General features: G+C 69.0%; 22 protein-coding genes. 18 read left to right on the forward strand and 4 right to left on the reverse strand.

Features of this window, described 5'->3' with window-relative positions; translation table 11 throughout:
* The first annotated feature begins 23 nt into the window (after window positions 1–23).
* The gene (locus VK611_08385) at window positions 24–983 is read left to right on the forward strand and encodes a hypothetical protein (protein HMG41333.1); all 960 of its coding nucleotides are present in this window, start codon (window positions 24–26) and stop codon (window positions 981–983) included.
* A 244-nt stretch (window positions 984–1227) separates the two neighbouring features.
* Here VK611_08385 and VK611_08390 read toward each other — a convergent pair whose 3' ends face one another.
* Together VK611_08390 and VK611_08395 are read right to left on the reverse strand one after the other, a co-directional pair.
* On the reverse strand, window positions 1228–2451 hold the full coding sequence (locus VK611_08390) for a lipase family protein (protein ID HMG41334.1): 1224 nt from the start codon (window positions 2449–2451) through the stop codon (window positions 1228–1230).
* Window positions 2415–2654 carry an ATP synthase delta/epsilon chain alpha-helix domain-containing protein gene (locus tag VK611_08395; GenBank protein ID HMG41335.1) on the reverse strand — a complete coding sequence of 80 codons (240 nt, stop codon included), beginning with the start codon at window positions 2652–2654 and terminating at the stop codon, window positions 2415–2417. The genes VK611_08390 and VK611_08395 overlap by 37 nt, the downstream gene beginning before the upstream one ends.
* A gap of 17 nt (window positions 2655–2671) precedes the next feature.
* Here VK611_08395 and VK611_08400 point away from each other — a divergent pair, with 17 nt between their 5' ends.
* The 11 genes from VK611_08400 to VK611_08450 all read left to right on the forward strand — a co-directional run bounded on the left by VK611_08400 (window position 2672) and on the right by VK611_08450 (window position 15151).
* Window positions 2672–2914, forward strand: coding sequence for a hypothetical protein (locus VK611_08400; GenBank protein ID HMG41336.1), 243 nt, complete (start codon window positions 2672–2674; stop codon window positions 2912–2914).
* A gap of 176 nt (window positions 2915–3090) precedes the next feature.
* A complete protein-coding gene (locus tag VK611_08405) occupies window positions 3091–4320 on the forward strand; it encodes a CoA transferase (GenBank protein ID HMG41337.1) in 1230 nt (409 codons plus the stop codon).
* A gap of 33 nt (window positions 4321–4353) precedes the next feature.
* Window positions 4354–5646 carry an amidohydrolase family protein gene (locus VK611_08410; protein ID HMG41338.1) on the forward strand — a complete coding sequence of 431 codons (1293 nt, stop codon included), beginning with the start codon at window positions 4354–4356 and terminating at the stop codon, window positions 5644–5646.
* Window positions 5646–6845 (forward strand): thiolase family protein, encoded by a 1200-nt coding sequence (locus VK611_08415; GenBank protein ID HMG41339.1) that lies wholly within the window; start codon window positions 5646–5648, stop codon window positions 6843–6845. The genes VK611_08410 and VK611_08415 overlap by 1 nt, the downstream gene beginning before the upstream one ends.
* A gap of 2 nt (window positions 6846–6847) precedes the next feature.
* A complete protein-coding gene (locus VK611_08420) occupies window positions 6848–7312 on the forward strand; it encodes an OB-fold domain-containing protein (GenBank protein HMG41340.1) in 465 nt (154 codons plus the stop codon).
* A complete protein-coding gene (locus tag VK611_08425; protein ID HMG41341.1) occupies window positions 7290–8114 on the forward strand; it encodes a TauD/TfdA family dioxygenase in 825 nt (274 codons plus the stop codon). The genes VK611_08420 and VK611_08425 overlap by 23 nt, the downstream gene beginning before the upstream one ends.
* A 301-nt stretch (window positions 8115–8415) precedes the next feature.
* Entirely contained in the window at window positions 8416–9789 is a 1374-nt protein-coding gene (locus VK611_08430; GenBank protein HMG41342.1) for an ABC transporter substrate-binding protein, read from the forward strand.
* 49 nt (window positions 9790–9838) lie between these two features.
* Window positions 9839–10798 carry an ABC transporter permease gene (locus VK611_08435; protein HMG41343.1) on the forward strand — a complete coding sequence of 320 codons (960 nt, stop codon included), beginning with the start codon at window positions 9839–9841 and terminating at the stop codon, window positions 10796–10798.
* Window positions 10795–12804 (forward strand): dipeptide/oligopeptide/nickel ABC transporter permease/ATP-binding protein, encoded by a 2010-nt coding sequence (locus VK611_08440; protein HMG41344.1) that lies wholly within the window; start codon window positions 10795–10797, stop codon window positions 12802–12804. Before VK611_08435 ends, VK611_08440 begins: the two co-directional genes overlap by 4 nt.
* A complete protein-coding gene (locus tag VK611_08445) occupies window positions 12801–13832 on the forward strand; it encodes an ABC transporter ATP-binding protein (GenBank protein ID HMG41345.1) in 1032 nt (343 codons plus the stop codon). The genes VK611_08440 and VK611_08445 overlap by 4 nt, the downstream gene beginning before the upstream one ends.
* Window positions 13829–15151, forward strand: coding sequence for an MFS transporter (locus VK611_08450; GenBank protein HMG41346.1), 1323 nt, complete (start codon window positions 13829–13831; stop codon window positions 15149–15151). Before VK611_08445 ends, VK611_08450 begins: the two co-directional genes overlap by 4 nt.
* Here the strand turns inward: VK611_08450 and VK611_08455 are convergent.
* Window positions 15117–15548, reverse strand: coding sequence for a MarR family transcriptional regulator (locus tag VK611_08455; protein HMG41347.1), 432 nt, complete (start codon window positions 15546–15548; stop codon window positions 15117–15119). The genes VK611_08450 and VK611_08455 overlap by 35 nt on opposite strands.
* 117 nt (window positions 15549–15665) lie before the next feature.
* Between VK611_08455 and VK611_08460 the strand changes: the two genes are divergently transcribed.
* The 6 genes from VK611_08460 (at window position 15666) to VK611_08485 (ending at window position 23040) form a co-directional block, all read left to right on the forward strand.
* The gene (locus VK611_08460) at window positions 15666–15974 is read left to right on the forward strand and encodes a hypothetical protein (GenBank protein HMG41348.1); all 309 of its coding nucleotides are present in this window, start codon (window positions 15666–15668) and stop codon (window positions 15972–15974) included.
* A gap of 15 nt (window positions 15975–15989) precedes the next feature.
* Window positions 15990–17507 (forward strand): class I adenylate-forming enzyme family protein, encoded by a 1518-nt coding sequence (locus VK611_08465; GenBank protein HMG41349.1) that lies wholly within the window; start codon window positions 15990–15992, stop codon window positions 17505–17507.
* Between the two features lie 441 nt (window positions 17508–17948).
* Window positions 17949–18506 carry an AAA family ATPase gene (locus tag VK611_08470; protein ID HMG41350.1) on the forward strand — a complete coding sequence of 186 codons (558 nt, stop codon included), beginning with the start codon at window positions 17949–17951 and terminating at the stop codon, window positions 18504–18506.
* Between the two features lie 291 nt (window positions 18507–18797).
* Complete coding sequence (locus VK611_08475) at window positions 18798–21011, forward strand: ATP-binding protein (GenBank protein ID HMG41351.1); 2214 nt, start codon at window positions 18798–18800, stop codon at window positions 21009–21011.
* Window positions 21008–21412: a hypothetical protein gene (locus tag VK611_08480; protein HMG41352.1), complete on the forward strand. Its 405-nt coding sequence runs from the start codon at window positions 21008–21010 to the stop codon at window positions 21410–21412. Before VK611_08475 ends, VK611_08480 begins: the two co-directional genes overlap by 4 nt.
* A 323-nt stretch (window positions 21413–21735) precedes the next feature.
* On the forward strand, window positions 21736–23040 hold the full coding sequence (locus tag VK611_08485) for a hypothetical protein (GenBank protein ID HMG41353.1): 1305 nt from the start codon (window positions 21736–21738) through the stop codon (window positions 23038–23040).
* Here VK611_08485 and VK611_08490 read toward each other — a convergent pair.
* On the reverse strand, window positions 23024–24190 hold the full coding sequence (locus VK611_08490) for a hypothetical protein (protein ID HMG41354.1): 1167 nt from the start codon (window positions 24188–24190) through the stop codon (window positions 23024–23026). The two genes, VK611_08485 and VK611_08490, sit on opposite strands and share 17 nt — an antisense overlap.
* Between the last annotated feature and the right edge of the window lie 64 nt (window positions 24191–24254).

Raw genomic sequence — 24254 nt, forward strand, 5'->3', positions numbered from 1 at the left:
CTTACGTGCCTGACGGGACGCGGGTGCCGGCGTCGGCCGATGCCCTGAGCCTGGGACAGCTGGTCGGGTCGGCGGTGGCGCTCGGCCTGGGTTGGATCGTCGCTCTCGGCGTTTACTTCACGGCGAGCGATCTGCCCGACGGCTACCTCGGTGACATCGTCGTTCCGTTCGCCATGATCCTGGCGGCGCTCGCCGCGCCGGTGGCGCTGTTGTTCGCGTGGGGTGAGGTCGATCTGTCGGCTTTGGGGATGCTCCCGTTCGCTGGCTACATCTACGCCGAGGTCAGCGACACTGGCGTGCTGGTGGGGTTGATCGCCGCCGGTATGGCCGGGCTGGTGATCGGCGCGGTCGTCGGGGTGTTGCGCTGGTCGACCCGGGCGCCGTCGGCCGTCGTGTCGCTGGGGGCGGGCTTCGTGCTCCAGGCGGTTGCCTTCAGGCTGCTGGTCGAGGGCTCGCCGCTGCGTGTGCTCGAGGAAGGGCACGTCGAGGGTTCGGGCCTCGCGGTGTTGGCCGCGCTCGGCTTCACCTCGGTCACCGTGGCGGTCGCCATCGTCCTCAGGGGTCGAGCCGGCCACGAGCCTGTCGGCGGGCCCCGAGGCCCCGAGGTCATCGTCGGCTTCGGCCTGTCAGGGGCCGCGGCCGCGACGTACGGGGCGCTGGCCGCGGCCATGACCGGGGCGGTTGCCGCCAACGACGGCTCGGCCCTGCTCTTGATGCTGTTCTGCGCGGTCGCAATCGGTGGGGTGGTCCGGGGCAACCGGCTCATCGGGCCGATCACGGCGGCGCTCGGCGCTGTCGCCGTGCAGCTGCTCGTCTCGGCCGGAGTCATCAGGGGGTGGGAGTTCGGTGACCGCAACCTGCTGATCGCCGCGGTGCTCGCCGCGTGCCTGCTGATCTCCCACGGGCTGAACCGGCTGCTCAGTGACCGTCCCGGCGCAGCCCCGGCAGCGGGCCTCACCCACCCACATATGCCAAGTACGTGATCCCGTACCGGCGACATCGCCGGTACGGGGATCATGGATCGCCTTGCTCAGGCGAACGGGTCGATCCTTCCGCCGCCACGGCCTCGAGATGAGCGATGAGCGTGTCGGCGTCGGCCCGGTCCGGGTTCTTGGCGGGCTCGCCGCCGGGGCCGGGGCTGCTGTCGAGCTGCACAAGGGGCAGTTATCAGGGCTGATAGAAGGAAGCTGGACCTGTGGTGGGCCGGTACGGCGGTCTCAGGCCAGGTCACGGACAGCCGTCGACGGGCTCGACGTCGCCCTTGAACAGACTGTCCAGCCAGGCGAACCCGTCGAGAGCGGCGTCGACCGACGCCGCGTTGTGGCCATCGCCCTGCTCGTACACCCGGCGCTCCACGACCTGGCCGAGCTCGCACAGCCGCTCGAACGTCAACTCGCTGAACGTCGCCAGCACGATCTCGTCGGCGGCGCTGTGGAGGATCAGCAGCGGGTCGTCGGTGGCCACCGTGCCCGGGTTGTTGGCCTCCATCAGCTCGGGCCAGGGGTTGGCCTCGACGTAGCCGGCCTGCAGCAGCTCGCTCGTCGGCCGGCTCGCGGCGGCGGCGAAGATCCCGCCCCCGGTACAGCCCCTGTCCACCGCGTCGAGGATCTCGACGCCGGCCGGGGTGAGGATGAGGGACGGGTCGGCCTCGGGGTAGGCGGCCTCGAAGCCGGCGATGATCATGTAGAAGAACCCGGAGCCCGGCTGCGAGCCGGCCGATTGGAAGATCATCGGCATCTCGGTGGCAGGTGCGCCGGCGACGGTGCCCACGAGGTCCATGTCGTCGGGTCCCCACTCCTCGGCCAGCTGGTGGGCGAACATCGCCGCGTGGCCGCCCTGGGAGTAGCCCCAGATGCCGTAGCGGTCGCCGACCTCGGCGTCGGGCAGCTGCCGGGCGGCCTTCAGGGAGTCAAGCGTGCCACGCCCCTCGCTCTCACCCACCAGATAGGGGTGGCGACCGGGTGTGCCGAGGCCCTCGTAGTCGGAGAACGCCAGCACCGGGAACGGCGACCCGCTGATCATGCCGAGGTCGAGGCTCTCGTAAGGGTCCCGCGACGGAGCGCACACATCGGAGATGCCCGTGGTGCCGTGGGCCACGGCGACCGCGTTCCGGCCCTCGGCGGGGGCCGGTGCCGTAGGGACCAGGGCGGACCCGGTCACGGCGATCGGGTCGCCCTGCAGCGACTCGGACAGGTACATGATCCGCCAGATGGCGAAGTCGCCACCGGCCCCGTCGTCGACCACCTCGTAGCGGACGAGGTCACCCGGCTCGCCCTCGGGCAACGGATCGGGCACGGCATAGAAGTCGCCGCCCTCGAACAGCTCCGGCTCCGTCGCCTCCTGCTCCGACTCGGGCTCCGGCTCCGACCCTCCGTCCTCCGACCCGTTGCAGGCCGAGGCCAGCACGGAGACGGTCAGGACGGCGGCAACCACCGCACGCACGTCCGCCACCTGCGCAGTCTGCCCCACGCCGGTGCGTACCGAAAGGGGGTCAGTGCGTGAGCGCCGCGCCCCTCGACGGCCGCGAGGCGCACGTCGGCCCGCCGCAGGGCGGCCTGGGCCTCGGCGTCGTCGCCGTTGCGAAGCTCGGCTCCAGCCCGCTCCTTGGCGGCGCGGGTCCGGTCGGCGTCGATCTGGCTGCGTAGCTCGGCCACGTCCGAGAGGATCGTCGGTGAACGACCCCGGCGCCTCGCCGCCGGACACCGTGGCCGGACCGGCCGGCACCGATGACACCTCCGCGGACCCGTCGTGGACGGCGACGATCTCGTCGTCGACGCCCGCGGGGGTGCGGATGATCACCATGCCGACGTCGAGCGCGCCGACGAACAGCGAGTGCCCGGCCAGGAACGCGATGTCGCCGCCCCCTACGTCGGGTCGTCCCCTGGCGTTCCTGGGTTGGGTGCTCACCCTGTGAGAGCGCCGGTGACGTCTCAATACTGTTGACATACCTGACCGCTCATGTTATTTGTATCAACATGCTTGCGACAGCGTGAGCGAATGGACCGAGGGGGCCGAGAGCATGGTCGAGGGCGCTACAGCGTCGAGAACAGCCGCGCTTGAACAGCGTGTGCAGGAGAGGAGGGTCGGTCGATGACGGCTCCCCTTGCCGGCGTCCGCGTAGTGGAAGTGGCGACGCACGTGTTCGTGCCGATCGCCGGCGGCGTTCTCACGGAATGGGGCGCGGAGGTCACCAAGATCGAGCACCCCGTCACGGGCGATCCGTACCGGGGGCTGGTGACAGCCGGGCTCCATCACCTGCACGACGGCGTCGATCCCTACTTCCAGATGGCCAACCGCGGGAAGAAGTCCGTCGGTGTCGACCTGAAGCACCCCGAGGGCCGGGAGATCCTGTCCAAACTGGTGGCGGAGGCGGACGTCTTCCTCACCAATGTGCGGGTCAACGCCCGCCGGCGCCTGAGGATCGACGTCGAGGACATCCGTGCCGACAACGCATCGATCATCTACGTGCGGGGCACGGCGTTCGGCGCCCAAGGTCCCGACGGCCATCGAGGCGGCTACGACGGCGGTGTCTACTGGGGCCGCACGGGCATGCAGCACGTGTTCACGCCGCCGGGCGAGGTCTGGCCGCCGGCGGGTCCACGGCCGGCGTTCGGTGATGTCGTCGGCGGCCTGATCATCGCAGGCGCCATCAGCACGGCGCTCTACGGCCGGAAGGCCACGGGCCAGCCCTCGGTGGTGGACACCTCGCTGTACGCGGCGGGCCTCTGGCAGATCCAGCCCGACATCGTGAACGCGAAGATCGGCAACACCCACGCAATCGCTGGCAAGCCGGGCGGCCAGAACCGGTACGAAGCATGGAACCCGCTCGTGCTGTCGTACCCGACCGCCGACGGTCGGTTCGTCGGGCTGATGATGCTCGAGCCCGACGGGCGGTGGCGTGAGCTGTGCAAGGCCCTGGGTCGTCCCGAGCTGGCAGATGACCCTCGGTTCGCGAACGCCACCGTCCGGCAGGAGAACTCACGGGCCTGTGTGGAGACGCTGGAGGCGATCTTCGCCGAGCACGACCTGGCTGAGTGGCGGGTACTGCTGGACGACTTCGACGGGCAGTGGACGCCGATCCAGACACCGGCCGACGTGCACGACGATCCACAGGCCCAGGCGAACGGGTTCATCGCCGACGTGGAGATGATCACCGGCAACACGCTTCCGATGGTGACCTCGCCAGTGCAGTTCGACGAGCAAACCAACTCGCCGGCTCGGGCGCCGGAGCACGGGGAGCACACCGAGGACGTTCTGCTCACCCTCGGTTACACGTGGGAAGACATCGCGGGCTTCAAGGCCCACGGCGCCATCGTCTGAGCGCCGCAGTTCGACAACAAGCGGAGGAGCAAAGTGGAGATCGATGATCTCGTACTCGTCAGCACCGATGACCATGTCGTCGAGCCCCCGGACATGTTCGCGGGGAGGTTGCCCAGCAAGTACGCGGACCGGGCCCCGAGGGTGGTCGGCGACAACAAGGGCCTGTTCAACTGGGTGTTCGACGGCCACGCCGCGCCGAGCCTGACCACCGCTGCCACCGCAGGCCGCGGCAAGGGCGACCATGACGAGCCGACCTCGTACGAGGACATCCGGCCCGGCACCTACAACATCCACGAGCGGGTCAAGGACATGGACGCGAACGGCGTGCTCGGCTCGCTCTGCTTCCCGTCGTTCCCCCGATTCGCCGGCCAGCTCTTCGCCGAGGCCGCACAGAACGACGTCGGCCTCGCCCTGGCGGCGGTCCGTGCCTACAACGACTGGCACATCGAGGAATGGTGCGGTGCGTACCCGGAGCGCTCCATCCCGTGCGCGCTCGTCCCGATCTGGGACCCCCAGCTCATGGCCGAGGAGATCCGCCGGGTCAGCGCGAAGGGCGTCCACGCGGTCACCTTCTCGATGAACCCCTACATGCTCGGGCTCCCGTCCCTTCACGACACTCATTGGGATCCGTTCTGGGCGGCGTGCGAGGAGCTCGAGGTCGTGGTCTGCCTCCACATCGGCTCGGGCTCGTTCATGATCCAGACGTCACCCGATGCACCGATGCTGACGAGGGTCACCTGTTCGGGGATCAACATCTACCCCACGGCGGCGGACCTGATCTGGTCACCGATGATGCACAAGTTCCCAGGGCTCCAGTTCGCCCTCTCCGAGGGTGGGATCGGCTGGGTGCCCTACTTCCTCGAGCGCGCCGACTACACGTACAAGCACCACGTCGAGTACCTGCCCGACCATCCCTTCTACGGGCGGTGGCCGAGTGAGCAGTTCAACGAGCGGTTCATCACGTGCTTCATCGACGACGAGCACGGCGTCCGGAACCTGGACCTGATGAACATCGACAACGTGACGTGGGAGTGCGACTACCCGCACCCGGACAGCACGTGGCCCAACTCCCCCGAGGAGGCGTGGCGCTACCTGCGTCTCGTGGGCGACGACACGCGGGTCGACAAGATCACGCATCTGAACGCGATGCGAATCTTCCACTACGACCCGTTCTCGCTCCGTCCGAGGGAGCAGTGCACCGTCGCCGCGTTGCGGGCCCATGCGGGGGACCACGATGTCAGCTTCGTGCCGGGCCGACTGTCAGAGCTCGCCCTCACGACCCAGGGTGGCACGGAGGCGCACATCGTCGGGCCGGCACGACCCTGATGATCGGGTCCATCGCACCGAGCGTCGCGCTGCGTGGCATCGGCTCCATCGTCGGGGTCGGTGAAACCGACTACGGCGAGGACTACGCCGCGTGGCGGGCGGGGGGCCCGGACTACGTCGGACCGAGCGTCGAAGAGTTCGCCGAGCGGTCCTTCAGCAGGGCGCTCGAGGACTGCGGGCTCGAGCGCGACGATGTCGATGGTCTGATCTCCACGCTGGACTACGGAGCGGTCGGTGTCGAGACGATCGCCAAGGCGCTGAGCGTGCAGCCCCGCTTCAGCGACTCCGCAGGGTCCATGGCCGGGATCGTCGCCAACGCAGTCACGGCGTTGGCGGGCGGACGAGCGGACACCGTCGCCGTCCTCTACGCCTCACGGTCACGGGGCAGCGGTCGTCAGTTCGGCGGCGACACCTACGTCGGAGCTGACCGCAGCTCGTACTACTACTACCACCCGTGGGGTTGGAGCGCCCAGGCCGCCCATTGGGCGCTGATGTTCCGCTACTACCAGGAAACGTACGGAGCGACGGAGGCGGACCTGGGCTCCGTGGCGGTCGAGCTTCGGCAGCACGCCCTGAGGAACCCGAACGCCATCATGCAGAAGCCGCTCTCGATCGACGAGTACCTGGCGTCTCGGTACATCGTCCGGCCGCTGCACCTCTTCGACCTGTGCATCCCGAACGACGGTTCGGTCTGCTTGATCCTTCGTCGAACGGACGAGGCGAACGACCTGCGCCACATACCAGTCGCCGTCGCCGGTTGGGCCGACGTCGAGGTCACGGAGTCGAAGATGCACCACATGGTCAAGGAACGACTACGGACGCAGCTCCAGGCAGCGGGCAGGGGCGCACTCGAGATGGCAGGCGTCTCCCTCGCCGACGTCCAGCACTTCGAGGGCTACGACGCCTCGACGATCCATCTGATCAACCAGATCGAGGGCTATGGCTTCGTCGAGCCCGGACAGGGCCTGGCGTTCTGCCAGGACGGCCAGATGGACGTCGGTGGCCGCCTGCCGACGAACATCAGCGGTGGGCTCCTCTCCGAGGCGTACATGCACGGATGGAACCACCTCGCAGAGGCGGCCCGACAGCTTCGCCACGAGGCCGGCGATCGCCAGATCCTCGATGTCACGACGACACTCTTCTCGCTGACGACCACCGAGTCGTCACATCCCCTCGTCCTGAGGAGGGCCGACGCGTGAGCGTGCAACGACGCCCTCGGCGCGTTCGCGGTCGGGGACACGATGAGTTCTGGGCGTTCTGCGAGGCGGGCGAGCTCCGTATGCAGCGCTGCAAGGACTGCGGACACGTCCAGTGGCCGCCGGTGCCCGACGCCTGCGAGCGCTGCGAGCTTGCGGTCCTGGAGTGGGAGCGCCTGTCCGGTACCGGTCAGATCGTCAGCTGGTGCACGTTCGAGCGCTCGTACTACCCCGACCTTCCGGTGCCCTGGGACACGATCCTCGTCGAGCTCGAGGAAGGCCCCCTCTTCATCAGCAACCCCGACGGCTTCACGAACGAGGAGGTCCGGATCAACATGCCGGTCCGGGTGACGTTCGTGGACTGTGAGGACGAAACCGGAAGGTTCCGACTCCCCGCCTTCGAGCCCGTCGGACCGACAGGTCCAAAGAACCAGAAAGGGGCACAGGATGAGACTGCGTCCACTGCATGAGGGATTCGGCGTCGAGGTGCTCGACGTCGATCTACTCGGAACCGTCGACGACTCCCAGATCGAAGCGCTGCGTGCTGCGTTCAACCAGCATCAGTTCCTGCTGTTCCGGGTCGGACGAGCACTCGAGCCGGAGCGCCAGATCGAGATCATGGAGTGGTTCGGCGACGTGCTCGAGGACAACGGGAGCCGCTGGGGGGTGCTCGACAACGACACCGCCGCCGGGAGCATCCGGCTGCCGTTCCACTCCGACTTCACCTACACCGACCACCCGCTCAAGGCGATCAGCCTGCAGGCGATCGCTGTGCCGGAAGGGGGCACGTCGACGTCCTACGTCAGCGGCGCCAGCGCCTGGTCGACGCTCCTCCCCGAGCGCCAGCAGTTCCTGGCCGATCTCACCCTGCGGCACCGCCACGTTTCGGTGATCTCGAGCGACTGGCCCGAGTTCATCGCGCTCCACCCCCTCCGCCTGCTGCACCCTCGGACCGGGCGGCCGGTCCTCTTCATCACCGAACACCACGCCGACCGGATCCTCGATCTGGACGAGGCCCAGAGCGATGAGGTGATCGAGGAGCTGTTCGCTCACATGTACGCGCCACGGCAGGTCTATCGGCACCAGTGGCGGCTTCACGACTTCGTCATCTGGGACAACATCGCCATCCAGCACGCTCGGGAAGAGGAGGCTGCGCCCAGCGCCGGCAAGCGCACGGTGCAGCGCGTCTGCCTCGGCGACATGCCTCTGAGCCAGCTCATAGAGATCGCCCGGGACCAGGAGCGGCGTCGGCGCGAGCTGCAGGAAGCGTGACAGCAGCGCGTTCCTGCGATTCCTGCGACCAGAACAACCACACCAACAACAGATCCACCGCGCGGCTGAGGGAAGTGCCGCAGGCGGAGATCCTTGGGAGGACACGATGACTACGGGGGGACGAGGCAGGCGGCTGCTGACGTGGCTGGCTGCGGCGGTCTTGGGACTGGGTGTCGCCGCCTGTGGCGGCAGTGGGAGCCCGAGGACAGAGGGGACGGGCCAAGCTGACCCGAACGGCGAGCTCCGCATCGCGTACCAGTTCAACGCGCCGGGACGGGGCTACCCACTGACATTGAACCCGATGGAGAGCGTGGATGCGTTCGGCGACATCCCCGTCCATCACCTGATCTACGGCGGGCTCATGCGGTTCACGCCCGACGGTGGCATGACCCCCGACCTCGCCGAGTCGGTCACGGTCGTCGACGCCGAGACCGTGGAGATCGTGCTGCGGGAAGGACTGAAGTTTCCCGACGGCAGCGCCTTGGACGCCGCGGCCGTGAAGACGGCGCTCGAGGCGTACCTCGCCACGCCGGAACTGCCGTCGATGATCCCGGCCTTCTACTCGCTCGAGGAGGTCGAGGTCGTCAACGAGACGACGCTCCGCCTCTCGGTCCCCGATGGCACCGCTGCCTCATGGGTCGAGCTCGGCCTACGTGGCGCTGCCGGGGTGATCGTGCCGCCCGGGACGGACTTCGAGCGTCCGGCCGGGGCTGGACCGTTCCGTGTCGTGTCCTTCTCGGTGACCGAGGGGATGGTGCTGGAGAAGAACCCCGACTACTGGGACGCGGACTCCATCGGGATCGCCGGGATCGAGTTCGTCAACGTGCCCGACATCCCGGCAGCGGTCGGGGCGCTGAGCGCCGGACAGGTCGACTGGATCCCCCTCGACTACCCCAACCTCGCTGCCGTCAACAGCAGCTACGAGACCACCGTGGTCCCTGATCCCAACCAGCTCGCCAGCTTCACGACCTGCAAGCGGGACGAGCCCTTCTCCGACCCGCTGGTGCGGCGTGCCCTCAGCATGGCCATCGACCGTGACGCCATCAACGACGCCGTCTACGGCGGCACCTCCATCCCCGCCGCGGGCATCTGGCCGGAGGGGCATCCTTTCCACAACCCGGACCTCGATGATGTCTACCCCTACGACCCGGACGGTGCTCAGGAGCTGCTCGCCGAAGCCGGACTGCCGGACGGGTTCACCTTCGACATCGTCCCGGCTCCCGGGCAGGGCCTGCCGGAAGCCGCCCAGGTGATCCAGCAGCAGCTCGCCCAGATCGGCGTCACGATGAACATCGTCCAGACGTCCAACTTCATCGAGGACGCCTACATGAACCCGCGGGCGCCGGTCAGCCTCACGCCGGTGTCGAGCCAGGCCGGGCTTCGCCGGCTCGAGCAGTGGTCCGGGCCGTCCATCGGCAACGTCTGCGGCTACGAGGACGCCGAGCTCGACGCCATGGTGGCCGAGCTGCAGACGATCACCAGCGACGATCCTCGGGCTGCCGAGCTCTGGCACCAGGTGGAGGAGTACGTGGTGGACGAGGCCCTCAGCGTCTTCGTGCTCTACCGCTCCGCCTTCCACGCCTACGACCCCGAGCGGGTCGGGAACGTGGTTTCCATGGTCGGGCCGCACACGTCCATCCCCGACGTGCGGGAGATCACGGTGGGGTCGAAGTGATGCGGCAGGGTCGGCGCTCCGCCGTTCGCGCCCACCCGGGGGCGGTGCCATGCTGCCGCTGATCGGGCGTCGGCTCGTCCTCCTGGTGCCGACGATCCTCCTCGTGACGCTAGGGATCTTCTCCCTCCTGGAGCTGGTCCCGGGCGACCCCGCGACCACCCTTGCCGGAGGCGCCAGCGCCACGCCCGAGCGGATCGCGGAGGTTCGGGAGGAGCTCGGCCTGAGCCGTCCATTCCTCGCCCGGTACGGCACCTGGTTGGGCGATGTCGTCCGTCTGGACTTCGGCGAGAGCCTGCTGACGGGCACGAGCGTCACCGAGGAGGTGCGGCATCGCTTGCCGGTCACCTTGAGCCTGGTGCTCGGTTCGATGGTGGTCGGCATAGCCCTCGGCGTGCCCGTCGGGGTCATCGCCGGGGCACGGCAGCACGGCCTGGTCGACAGGGTGCTCCTGGCGATCACGAGCGTCTGGCTGTCCGTGCCCAACTTCGTGCTCGCCATCCTGCTGGTCAACTACCTCTCCATAGGGCTCGGCTGGTTCGATGCCGTCGGCTTCACGCGGCTGACGTCCCCGGAGGGCCTCCAGGTCGGCGATTGGCTGAAGTCGCTCACGCTGCCGTCCGTCGCGCTCGGCATCGGTACCGCGGCCCGGCTCGCCCGCCAGGTGCGAGCCGGGGTCGTGGACACGCTGCACGAGCCCTACGTGCGTACGGCCTGGGCCAAGGGATGCCGGCCTCTGACCGTGGTCGGCAAGCACGTCCTCAAGAACGCGGCGATCCCAGCGGTGACGGTGGCCGGTCTGCTCCTCGGCGGGATGCTCGGAGGCACGGTCATCGTCGAGACGGTCTTCGCCGTGCCGGGGATGGGTGACTACCTGGTCAAGGCAGTGACCAGCAAGGACATGCCCGTGATCCAAGGGGTGGCCGTCATGTTCGTCGTCGCCTTCGCCGTGATCAACCTCGCCGTCGACCTGATCTACGGCTGGCTGAACCCGAAGGTCTCCGTCTCGTGAGCTCGACCGCGACAACTCATTCGGCGTCGCACTGGGGGCGGGCGGGCCGTCGGCTCCGACGCGACCCCGTGGCCGCGGTCGCCTGCGCCTACCTGATCATCGTCGTCGTCATGGCGGTCTTCGCGCCGTTGATCGCCCAGCACGACCCCAACTTCCAGTACCTGTCCGAACGCTTGTCCGGTCCGTCGGGCACGCACTGGCTCGGCACCGACGACCTCGGCCGGGACACCTTCGCCCGGCTCCTGTTCGGCGCCAGGGTGTCGCTCCAGACCAGCGTCCTCGTCGCCCTCCTCGCCGTCGCCATCGCCGTCCCTATCGGGCTCGTCGCCGGCTACCGATCGGGTTTGGTCGACCTCGCGGTGATGCGGGTCACCGATGCACTGCTCTCCGTTCCCCCGCTGGTGATCGCCCTCGCCGTCGCCGGCATCCTCGGACCGGGAACGCGCAACGCAGTCATCGCACTGACCGTGGTGGTCGTGCCCGGGCTCGTGCGCCTTGTTCGGGCGCAAGCCCTCGCCATCCGCGAGGAGGGCTACGTCGAAGCGTCGAAGGCGATCGGGACCCGCTCGAACGTGATCCTCGCTCGACGGATCTTCCCGCATGTGCTGTCGTCGCTACTGGTCCAGGTTTCGGTCGTGCTGGGAACGATCCTCGTCGTGGAGGCCTCGCTGAGCTTCCTGGGTCTGGGTCAGCAGCTGCCCCATGCTTCCTGGGGCGCCATGCTGAAGTCCGGCTTCGCGCTCATCGCCACCGATGCTCGGCTGATCCTGGTGCCTGCGATCGCCATCACCCTCACGACGCTGGCGTTCAACGCCCTCGGCGACGGCCTGCGCGACGCACTGGTCAGCGGTGGGCGAGAGCTGCACCGCCGTGTCGGCGACGTCCTCGGTACGACGTCGGTCGTGCCAGGGGCGCAGAGGGATCGCCAGGGCTCTGTGCCCGGCGAGCGAGTGCAGGGCGTCGACGACGCGGTCCTTTCCATCCGCAACCTCCGCGTCGGTTTCGACTCGGGATCCGACGTCGTCGAAGTGCTCGACGGCGTGAACCTCGAAGTGCACAGGGGCGAGATCCTCGGCCTCGTCGGTGAGAGCGGCTGCGGCAAGACGGTCACGTCGCAGTCGATCCTGCGGCTGCTGCCCTCGCCGCCGGCGCGGATCCTCGCCGGGGAGATCTGCTTCGAGGGACGCGACCTCCTGACGCTGTCGCCGAAGGGGATGCGGAGCGTCCGTGGTTCGGAGATCGCGATGATCTTCCAGGACCCGATGGCCAGCCTCAACCCCGCGTTCACCATCGGCGACCAACTCATCGAGGCCCAACGCGTCCACCGAAAGGTGTCCCGGTCCGCCGCTCGTGAACGGGCCATCGAACTACTCGACCGCGTCGGTATCTCCGATCCCGAACGCCGCCTCGAGGAGTACCCACACACGCTCTCCGGTGGCATGCGCCAGCGGGCCCTCATCGCGATGGCACTCGCCAACGATCCGAAGCTACTCATCGCGGACGAGCCGACCACCGCGCTCGACGTCACGGTGCAGGCCCAGATCCTCGAGCTCATCCGAGATCTGAGCAGGGAGCGTGGGATGTCGGTCGTCTTCGTGACGCACGACCTCGGTGTCGTGCAGGAGCTTTGCGACAGGGTCGCGGTGATGTACGCCGGCCAGATCGTCGAGCAGAGCACGGTCGAGCAACTCTTCGACGGTCCACTCCATCCCTACACACGGGCGCTCCTCCGCTCGCGGCCCCGGCTCGGCGCACGTCTGGATCGGCTGCCGTCCATCTCGGGTGTCGTCCCTTCACCCGATGCCATGCCGGAAGGCTGCCGCTTCTTCGCCCGCTGCGACCACCGCGAGGATGCGTGCGCGGCCGCGTCGATCCCCACGTCGGAGGTCGCGGTCGGACGAATCGTGCGGTGCGTGCGCCACTCCGTTCCCGTTTCGACGGCGGCGGAGCTGAACGGAACGAGCAATCGAGCGGCGCCCGTCGCCGAGGCGATGGGGCAGTCATGACGGCACTGCTCGAGCTGCGAGGGGTCAGCAAGGAGTTCCCCCTCCGCAGCGCGTTCCTTCGTCGGAGGACGAGTTCGACCCGAGCGGTCGATTCGGTCGACCTGGTCCTCAACCGGGGTGAGACCCTCGGCCTCGTCGGCGAGTCGGGCTCGGGCAAGACGACGCTGGGTCGCATCGCGCTCGGGCTGATCGAACCGACAGCAGGACAGGTCCTCGTCGACGGCATCGACCTCGCAAACCTCGAGGTCAGGGAGCGCCAGGCCGTGCGTCGGCGGGTGCAGTTCGTCTTCCAGGATCCGTACTCGTCACTCGATCCCTTCACGCCGGTGGGCGACTCGATCGCCGAGCCGCTGCGCACCCACCACTTCGGTGATCGCACCAGCCGCCCGGATCGTGTCGCCGAGCTCCTCGAGCTCGTCGGCCTGCGTCCCGCCTTCGCGCAGCGGTACCCGCGGGAGTTCTCCGGCGGCCAGCTCCAGCGCATCGCCATCGCCCGCGCCCTGGCCCTCGACCCGGAGCTCGTCGTGCTCGACGAGCCGGTCAGCTCGCTCGACGTGTCGACCCAGGCCGACGTCATCAACCTCCTCGCCAAGCTCCAGGCGGAGCTCGGCGTCGCCTATCTCTTCATCGCCCACGACCTCGCCGTGGTGGACCACATCAGCACCCGGATCGCCGTGATGTACCTCGGGCGGATCGTCGAGGAAGGTCCAGCGGATGTCGTCGTGGCGAAACCGAAGCATCCGTACACACTTGCCCTCCTCTCGGCAGTGCCGGGCGACGAACTACGCGAGCGCGATCGTCGGCCACGCATCGTCCTGCAGGGGGAGCTGCCGTCGCCGCGGGCGAAGGTCGCCGGTTGCCGGTTCCACACGAGGTGCCCGTTGGCGATGAAGGTGTGTCGCGACGCAACCCCCGATCCGATCCTCGCCCCCGATGGATCCTCGGCGTGGTGCCACCTGCACGCGCCGGGCAAGATCGCGGAGATCCAGTCGCTGGTCGAGCTGCGGTTGCCGGAACTGCAGCGGTGAGAGCCCAAGGGCGCCGCCCCGGGCGCGAGCGCCCCGAGAGCTCTGCGCGAGCAGCCTTCGGCTACCGGGCCTTCCGCACGGTGTTCGTCGGTTCGTTCGTCGCCAACGTCGGCACGTGGATGCGTCACGTCGTCCTGATGGCCTTCGCCTACGAGTTGACGGAGTCGGCAGGGTTCGTCGGGCAGATCACGTTCGTCTATCTCGCGCCGGTGCTGGTGCTCGGGCTCCCGGGGGGCTTGCTCGTCGATCGTCTGGACCGGCGGAAGCTGCTCGTCGGTCTGGCCGTCACGCAGATGCTGCTGTCGTTCGCGCTTGCGCGCGTCGTGGTCGGGGAGAACGTGACGCCCGGCCTCCTGCTGGTGGTCACGGCCGGCTTCGGAGTCTGCAACGCCCTCTACATGCCCGCGTACATGGCCCTTCTCCCAGGAATGGTCGAGCGCAGGCACCTCGCCGGCGCCATCTCGTTGATGAGCGCGCAGCAGAACGCGACACGGGTGATCGGGCCGGTGGCGGCGGGCGCCTGCCTGGTGGCGCTCGAGCCGTGGCACATCTTCGTGATCGCCGGGCTGGCGATGATCTTCGTCATCGTCACGCTCGTGCGGGTGCCGATCGCGAGCGTGGAACGGGCGCGATCGGAGCCCTTGAAGGAGGCGCTGCTGGCCGGCTTCGCGACCGGTCGACACAACCGGGTCGTGGGCAGGGCGCTCGTCACCATCACGGTCTTCTCGTTCGCGTGCCTCTACTTCGTCAACCAGCTACCGGTGATCGCAGAGGAGAACCTCGGCCTCGAAGCGACCTCCCCCGCCTATGGCGTCTTCTACGCCTGCTTCGGACTCGGTGCCGTGCTCGGCGCGCTCTCGAACGGGACCATCTTCAGCCGAGTCTCCCAGGCCGCCGTCGTCCGTAGGGGCCTTGTTGCGTTCGCTTTCCTGCTTGCAGCTTTCGCGCTCGTCAGAGGGCCGATCGGCGGATCGATCCTCGTGATCGGCGTCGGCGCCAGCTACCTCGCCGCGACGACCGCCCTCACCAGTTCGTTCCAGGTCGAGCTCGAGGACCACGAGCGCGGTCGTCTCAGCACCCTCTGGACGATGGCGTTCGCAGGGACGGTCGGTGCGTCGAGCCTCATGCTCGGCCCGATAGCCGATGCGGTCGGCTCGATGGCGGTCCTGCTGGCCGGTGCCGCGATCGCATTGCCATTGGCCTGGTACGCCGATCTCAGGCCGGGCCGGCGAGCAGCCGACGTACGGGTCGCCGACCCGATCGGGCCGTGCCCTGCCGAGCCCGTCACGTTGCAGCCGAATGCGACAGGTACAACGTGATCAGCTCGATGAACGTCTCGAGCTGCTCATCCGTGAACGGGGCGAGGAGCCGTCGCTCGACCTCCCACAGATCGTCCAACGCAACCGCGAGCACCTCCTTGCCTGTCTCCGTCAGGGAGGACCGGACCAGCTTGCGTCCGTTGGGCTCCTGCAACCGCTCGATGAGCCCCTTGCTCTCGAGCGTGGCCAGGGCGGCCGACGAAGCCTGCGGGGACGTGCCAAAGCGCCGGGCCATATCCGCACCGGAAAGGCCCGGTTGCTCCGCCAGCCGCCTGAGCATGCCCAATTGCGTGGGGGTGATGCCGTGGGGACGGGTCGCAGCATCGAGCTCCTGGCGGGTGAGCCTGTGCAACTCGACGATCAGCCGTCCGACCGTAACGCGAGGAGGTTGTGACATTGCGTCGCACCTGACCGTTAGAGGATCCGTAGAGAACGAAGCAATCGTACCGGCTGTATCAAGACCATTGAGGCAGCCCGCTCAGCTCGCGTGTGCGAGCGAAGGAGGTGGCCAGCGATGGAACTGAAGCCCGGCACCCGTCTGCGGTCAGCCGCATGCTCGACCGAGATCGTCGTGGTCAAAGCGCCCGAGGGCGACGTGGACCTGCGCTGCGGCGGCCTGTCGATGTTGCCGCTCCCTGACGAAGGCGCTCCGAGCGGCGAGCCGACCCCGCCGTTCGACGAGGGCACCCTGGTCGGCAAGCGCTACGTCAGCGTCGACGACTCGCTCGAAGCGCTCTGCAGCAAGGCCGGCGCCGGTTCCCTGTCGGTTGGCGGTGCCGCCTTGTTGATCAAGGGAGCCAAGCCGCTCCCCTCCTCCGACTGACGCAGGCAGGGACCGATGCACACCGGCATGATCCTCGAGATGGCCGCCGACTCGCTCGGCGAACGGACCGCGCTCGGCGCACGGGGCGAGGGTTGGACCTTCGCCGAGCTCGGGGTCCGGGCGCGGCGTGCCGGCTCGCTGCTGGCACGACGGACCGTCGACAACATCGTCTTGATCGACGAGAACTCGCCAGCGGTCCCTGTGGCGCTCTTCGGCGCTGGCATCGCCGCCAAGCCCTTCGTGCCCGTGAACTATCGCCTCGCCGACGAGCGCCTGGTGGCGATCGTCCAGCGCACCGCGCCAGCAGTGGTGATCGCCGGCGACGGCGTCGCCGAGCGACTCGCCGGCGTGCGTGAGATCGACGTCATCTCGCGGTTCGACTTCCTCGCCTCGATCGAGGACGAGTCCGTCCCGGAGTCCGATGGATGGGCTTGCGATCCCGACGCCGTCGCGGTGTTGTTGTTCACCAGCGGGACCACGGGCGAGCCGAAGGCGGCCGTGCTCCGGCACCGCAACCTGGCGGCGTACATCGTCGCATCCCTCGAGTTCGGAACGGCAGGCGAGGACGAAGCGGCAGTCGTGTCGGTCCCGCCGTACCACGTCGCCGCGGTCTCCGCGGTCCTGTCGAACACCTACCTCGGGCGTCGCGTCGTGCAGCTCGAGCGGTTCGATCCGCAGGCGTGGGTCGACGTCGTGGAGCGTTCGTCGGTGACGCACGGCATGGTCGTCCCCACGATGCTCAACCGGATCCTCGACGTCGTCCAGGCTGACGGCCAGGGCCTACCGTCCCTCCGGTCGCTCGCCTACGGGGGTGGACCGATGCCGAGAGCCGTGGTCGAGCGCGCCATGCGGTTGCTGCCGGAGACGGACATGGTGAACGCGTACGGGCTCACCGAGACCTCCAGCACCGTCGCGGTGCTCGGACCGTCGGACCATCGGCTGGCCGCGACGAGCGACGATCCCGAGGTTCGGGCTCGGCTCAGCTCCGTCGGGCGGCCGTTGCCCGGCATCGAGGTCTCGATTCGCAACGAGCTCGGCGGGCCGGTGCCTCCTGGTCACGCCGGCGAGATCTGGGTTCGGGGCGAGCAGGTCTCAGGCGAGTACCTCGGACGCGGGGGCGGCGCCGACGACGGCTGGTTCAACACCCGCGACGCCGGCGTTCTGGACGCAGCCGGTTACCTCTACCTGCGCGGACGCCTCGACGACGTCATCGTGCGTGGTGGCGAGAACCTGAGGCCCGAGGAGATCGAGGCGGTGCTACTCGACCATCCGACGGTCGGCGCGGCGGCCGTCGTCGGAGTCCCCGACGAGGAGTGGGGCGAACGAGTCGTGGCGGCGGTCGTCCTCCGTGCCGGCGCCGAGGCGTCGGAGAAGGAGCTGCGGCAGCACGTCCGGCAGGTGCTGCGATCCGCCCGGACGCCGGAGCGCGTCTTCTTCTACGACGAGCTGCCCTACAACGAGACCGGCAAGCTCCTGCGCCGCGTCCTCCGAGACGAGCTGGCAGCCCAACCGGCCGTGTCCGGACAGGGCTAGCTTCCGGCTCCGAGCCGATCGAGGGCGAGGCGTGATGCCGAGCCCGATACTCCGACGAGGGAGTGGAGCTAGTGGGAATCGAACCCACGACCTCTTCCATGCCATGGACTCGGTCATTAGTTCAATGCGCTCCTCGGCGTCCATCTATTGCCATGCTATCACGGCAGGTCAGGGCGCTGTCGATCGCCCCGGAAGAGATCAATCGTTCACGCAGTGTCGCTTGATACTTGTTTGAACTACCGCGTTGTGATCAGTCCTGCGAGGGTAAAAAGCTACGTTGCGAGCTACGTTCCTGCTTATCTGGGTGCAATTGCCTCGGACACGTCCGCTTGGCGGAGACACCTGTCTTCGGCAGGAGAGGTGGGGTAACGGGTGCTTCGCGTCTGAGCGGGGGTACGGGGGTGGGCTGGGGCGGGTCGGTCGGGCTGCGATGGTGTGGGGATGGTGTCGTCGGGTCGACGGGTCGTGGTGCTGGTGTCAGGACCCCCTGGGAGCGGCAAGTCGACCGTGGCAGTGCCATTGGCCGGCGCGCTCGGGTTCCCGCTGGTGGCCAAGGACTACGTGAAGGAAGCGATCTGGGACGCCGTCGGCCCACCGGTCGGTGACCTCACCTGGTCTCGCCGGACCGGCGCAGCGGTGATGGAGGTCCTTTGGGCTGTCGCCGCACGATGCGACCGAGTCGTGCTGGAGGCGAACTTCCGTCCCCGGAGCCATTACGAGCGAGGCAAACTCGCAGGCCTGGACGCCTGCGTTGTCGAGGTCTACTGCTCATGCGCAGCTGAGATCGCTGCCTGTCGCTACGCAGCCCGCGCTTCATCTGATGCGCACCACGCCGCGCACGTCGGACGCACCGTCACGCCCGAGGCCCTCGCCGAGTTCGACCGTCCTGTCGCCTTGGGCCCGGTCATCAGGGTCGACACAACCGCTCCCGTCGACATCCACACCCTGGCCAGCGATGTGTTTGCCCTCATCCGAGGGCCTGAAGCTCGCACCGTGTAACCGCGCAAGCATGGCCCTTGCGTCCACCGACACCAGCCGAGCGCGTGAATTGCAGCGGCATGAAGTGCCTCGGCGGTTCGCTCGATGTCATCGTGGGTGTGCGCGGCGCTGACGAATGAGTTGTGGGTCTCCTGCAGCAGAACCCGCGGCTCCTGACCCCCTCGACCAGGGCTCGGCGGCATTGCTGGGCCGATGGATCGTTGGTCACGGCATGGATGTGTGGCATGGCGTTCCAGCGATACGGCACGGGGTTGTTGAGTACGCCGGATAATTAAGGCTACTCTTTCTGCCTTGGACGGGCAGCAGGTGCGACCGGCGATCGACCAGGCCAACGACACGGGGGCGGCGACCCTCCGCGTCAGCGACGGCTACGGCCACGACGTGGCCGCCCACGGCTCATTGAGCCCGAGCCGGACGCCCCGGGAGGACTTCCAGGTCACCCGCCGACTGGTCGGCTCGACCCGGTGGCCCTTGATCCTCCTGACGGCGGTCTATGCCATCAACGTCAGCGACCAGTACCTGCTGCCGACGATCTTCCCGCTGCTGAAGCAGGAGTTCGGGCTCTCGGACACGTCCCTCGGCGTGCTCAGCAGCTCCTACCTCGCGGTGGTGACCATCCTGACCGTGCCCTTCGGCACGCTCGCCGATCGCTACACCCGCACCCGGATCATCGCCTGGGGCACCGCCGCCTGGGGCGTCACCATGATCTGGACCGGCATGGCTCGGGGTTACATCAGCCTGCTGGCCTCCCGCATGGCCCTGGGGGCATGGGACCCGTGCGACAACCCCACGTCGCAGTCGCTCCTGGCCGACTACTACCCGGTCGGCCAGCGCTCGAAGGTGATGAGCGTCTACCAGACCGGCCAGCTGATCGGCGTGCTCTTCGTCCCGATCGCGGCGGCCATGGCCACCCAGTGGGGGTGGCGGAGCGCCTTCTACTTCTTCTCGCTGCCGGCCTTCGTCGTCGCCCTTCTGGCCTGGCGCCTGTCCGAGCCCGTCCGCGGCGAGCAGGACCGGCGGGAGCAGAACCTCGACGGCGCCGTCCAGCCGCCGTCGGCCTACGACACCATGGGGGCCCGGGACGCCTACAAGGCCGTCCTCCGCACCCCCACGTTCACCGTGGCGTTGGTGTCGTCGGCCCTCGGCAGCGTCTTCTTCGGCAGCATCGGGGCCTGGGCCCCCACCTTCTTCGTGCGCTACCACGACCTGTCGGTGTCGCAGGCGGCCACGGCCCTCACGCTCCTCGCCGTCGGCGGCCTCACCGGGGCCCTGCTCTCGGGCGTCATCGCCGACCGCCTCACCTACTCCGGCCATCCGTCGGCCCGGATCATGGTGGCCGGCGTCGCCCGGCTGCTCACCTTTCCCCTCTTCTACCTGACCTTCACGACCGGCAACACGCCGGTGATGCTGGTGCTCTTCTCGCTGGCCGCCCTGACGCTCATCGCTCCGCAGGCCGTGCTCAACGCGGCGAGGGCCGACGTGCTGCACCCGAGCCTGCGGGGCCGGGGCACAGCCCTCGACGCCGTGGTCCAGAGCGTCTTCGCGGCCGGCGCTCCGCTCCTGCTCGGCATCCTCGCCGACGCCACCACGCTGCGCACCGGCTTCCTCATCCTCGCCCCGCTGGCCGGCATCGCCGGCGCCATCCTCCTCGTGGCCGGGTTGCCTACCTACGTCCGGGACGAGCGCCGGGTCCGCGAACTGCTGGTGGAGGAGGCCAGGGCGGCCGACCCCGATGCGGTCGACGCCATCCTGGTCCGCGACCGTGCCGTGCCGGTCGCCGATCCCGACCACCTGCTGGTGATCGACGGCATCGACTTCTCCTACGGCGCGATCCAGGTGCTGTTCGGCACGTCGTGCGCCATCCCTCGCGGCGGCTGCCACGCCCTGGTGGGCCGCAACGGCGTGGGGAAGTCGACGCTGCTCAACGCGGTCGCCGGCCTGGTCGACCCCGAACGGGGCCGGATCCTCTACGAGGGGATCGACCTGGTGGGCGTGCCCCCGGAGCAACGGGTGCGTCTCGGGATCACGCTGATGGCCGGCGGTCGGTCGACGTTCCCGAGCCTGAGCGTCCACGACAACCTCTGGATCGGGTCGTTCCCGTTCTGCAACGACCACAAGCTGCTAGGCGAGCGCCTCGGCGCCGTGCTCGAGGTGTTCCCGCAGCTGAGCTCCCGGCTCCATCAGACGGCGGGGACGCTGTCCGGCGGCGAGCAGCAGATGGTGGCGTTGGGCCGGGCCCTCATGGCCGGTCCGCAGCTCCTCCTCGTCGACGAGCTGTCCCTCGGCCTGGCCCCGGTGGTCACCAGGGACCTGCTGGAGGTCGTCGGGCGGCTGAGTGGGCTGGGCACCACCGTCGTGATCGTCGAGCAGTCGGTGCCCGTCGCCCTCGAGGTGGCCGACACCGTGTTCTTCATGGACCGGGGCGAGGTCAGCTCGCTCGGGCCGGTTGCCGACGTGCGCGAGGACGCGCTGGTGGAGCGGATGATGGGCCGGTCCCCGTCGTGAGGCTCGACGGGCGGCACCGGGCCCGGCTGTTCCACGTCGTGGTGGGCGTCGGCCTCGTCGTCGGGGCCAGCGCGACGGTGGCCGAGATCGTCAATCGTCCGCCGGTCCGGTTGGACGACGTGCGTGACGCCCGCGAGGGGACCGTGTCCCGGGTGCAGGTCCTCGCCAAGAACTACTCCGAGGAGACGACCTACTGCGTCGAGATCCGGATCAGCGCGCTCGACGGCGAGGGCCTCGACCTCCAGGACGAGGTCGTCGCCGAGCCCCGCCAGGGTGACGGGCGGATCCGCCCGGGGCAGAGCGTGAACTTCGTGGCGGAGCTCGACGGCATCAGCGAGCAGGAGCTCCGGGAGGAGCTCGACGAGTTCGTGGCCCACGTGGCATCCCGAGAAACCTGCTAGGGCACAGAACGAAGGCAAGGACCTCGGCGGCGTCCGGGCCGGCGCGTCGAACGCCCGGGCCCGGCTCGACGACCTCGACACCGAGGGCATCGACATCCAGGTGATCGACGGCAGCCTCGGCCTTCCCCTGCTCGGTGAGGGCAGTGAAGGAGCGGGGACGACCTCGGCGCCATCACCAGGGAGCGTCTGCTCGGCGACGACGCCGGCCGCTGCTACGGCGCCGGAGTCGTCGGCTGTGCGGTGCGCCCTATCCGCAGGCCGTCTTATTGAGTACACTGAAAAGGAGGTCGCCCGCTGGGGGGACCGCGAGAGGGAGGGGTCGCATGGGGGCACGTGCACGTAGGGGTCTGGCTGCCGGCACGGCAGTAGGGCTCCTCATCCTGGGTCTGGTCGCTTGCGGCGACGACGATGAGGGAACGGCCGACGACTCCTCGACGACGGTCGGCGACACGGGCGGTGGTGAGCCGGAGACCTTGCGCATCGGGCTCGTGTACGCCGACCTGTCGCAGTTCGCTGCGATCAACCCGGCCTACGACACCGGCGACAACGAAGCGCAGGCGCTGGCCATCGCCGACGCCTGGCAATCACAGGGACTCCTGCCCGAGGGCGTCGAGGTGGAGCTGGTGGTCCGCAGCTTCGACCCGACCGACGACACCACCAAGGCGGCGGTCTGCCAGCAGCTGGCCGAGGAGGACGAGGTGTTCGCCGTGCTGGCCCATCGCACCTTCACGGTCGGGGCCGAGTGCCTCGCCGAGCGGTTCCAGATCCCCACGATCTCGGCCGACGCGGCGGCGGTGAGCGTCTACGACCGCACCTCGCCCTACCTCTTCACGGTCCGCTCCGACGAGTCGACGACGGCCCGGAACTTCGTGGCCTACGCCGACGAGGAAGGCCAGTTCGAGGACCAGACCATCGGCCTGTTCTACGATACGGCCAACATCGAGGCGGTCGACGCTCTCCGGGACGAGCTCGCGTCACGGGGCTACGAGATCGCCAGTGAGATCGAGACCGGCGGTCAGGGGGTCGGCAGCGATCAGGATCAGGTCGCCGTGCAGCGCTTCGAGGCCGACGGCGTCACCGCGGTGATCCCGATGATCGGGGGCACGACGCTGACGAACTTCATGACCTTCGCCGATGAGCAGAGCTACCGGCCGGCCTACCTCGACTTCGACTTCTCCGAGCACATGGTCGACGCCGCCGTCGCCGGCCGGCCCCCGGCCCAGATCGAGGGGCTGACCGCCACCTCCCAGAACCGGGTCGGCGACTTCACCGAGGGCGGCGAGGTCTCGCCCGAGACCCAGGCCTGCCTCGACAACTACGAGGACTTCGCCGGGGAGGCGCCCGACACCGCGGTGCCGGAGTCGGCCGAGCTGAACAACATCCTCGGCATGTGCAGCCTCGGTGAGGTGCTCCTCGCCGGGCTGTCGAACGCCGACGAGATCACCCCCGAGGGGCTGGTGGCCGGGTTGGAGAACATCCAGGGCCTCGCCACGGCCAACTGGGACAGCATCAGCTTCTCCGCCGACGACCACAGCGGCTCGAACACCTTCCGCCCGGTCAGCATCGGGGCCGACTGCTCCTGCTACCAGGTCGAAGGTGACTACCAGGAGTTCAGCCTGACCGGCTGAGCGGCCGGTACTCGTCCTGGGCCTGCCAGGCTTCCGCTGCGGCCGACCACGTGATGGTTCGGCCGTGGCGGTAGCCCCAGTGCTCGCCCGGGGCGAAGGTGATGTCGCCGCCGCTGGCCGAGGGCCGGTCGGTGATGGCCTCGAACCCGGCCACGACGGCGTCGGCTGCCGTCGCCCCGTCGACGTGACCGAGGGCGGCGAGCAGCAGGTCGACGAGGTCGGAGGTGAGCAGCACGTTGGACAGCTCCCCGCTCGACGCCCGACCGCTGGTGTCCAACCGGCGCCCGGTCGCTGCCTCGTGGTCGGCGAGCGCCTGCTCGGTGCGCGGCGTGAGCGCCCGCCCGGCGGCGGACTCGCCGACGCGGTTGAGGGCCAGGGCCACGGTGCCGTCGTAGATGGCCGGGGGCATGAGGCTGGCGGTGACGTCGGTGGCGTGCTCGCCGGTCTCGAGGTCGACGACGGTCGGACGATGCCCGAGGGCCGACGAGGTCCCGAGCAGCTCGACGAGGCTGCTCCCGCTCACGAACGGGAGTAGCACGGTGACGCCCTCGTCACGGAAGCGGGTGGCGGCGTCGACGTCGTCGTCGCTCCCGTAGCCCAGGCCGTCGGAGCGGACCCGCACGACGTCGTGGTGGCCGAGCCGTTCCAGCTCGGCCAGGGCGGCGTTGGTGCTCGTCTCGGTGTACCGGTCGGAGAACACGCCGATGCGGGGCGACCCGTCGAACGCCCCCCGTGCGGCGGCCCACCGTATGAACGCTCGGTAGAGAACGTCTTGCGCCGTCCTGATGGTGAAGAGCAGCGGCGCGCACCGGGCGTGGACCGGCGTGGGCACGGCGTTGACGTCGAGGACGGGCACGCCGAGGCGCTCGGCGAGGGCGACGGCGCCGTAGGTGAAGTCGCGGGCGCCGAGCACGGCAGCCACGCCGTCGGCGGCGAATGCCCTGGCCACGGCCCGTTTCTGGTCGGGATCGACGGCGTCGAAGGTGCGGAAGACCAGTTCGACGTCGGCCGCGTGGGCCACGCCGCGGGCGCGGGTGCCCTCGAGGGCGGCGGCGACCTGCGCCGCTTGGTCGCCGATGCCATAGGCCGGGTCGACGGCCTCGAAGGCCGACATGTCGGCGACGGCCACGCCGACCTTGATGTTCCCCATGGGTGATACAGTATCCTCAATTGCCAGTGCCGATCGGGGGCGACGACGTGGGGGGGCTACGAGG

Source organism: Acidimicrobiales bacterium, from assembly GCA_035316325.1.
Taxonomy (GTDB): domain Bacteria; phylum Actinomycetota; class Acidimicrobiia; order Acidimicrobiales; family VFJN01; genus DASXTK01.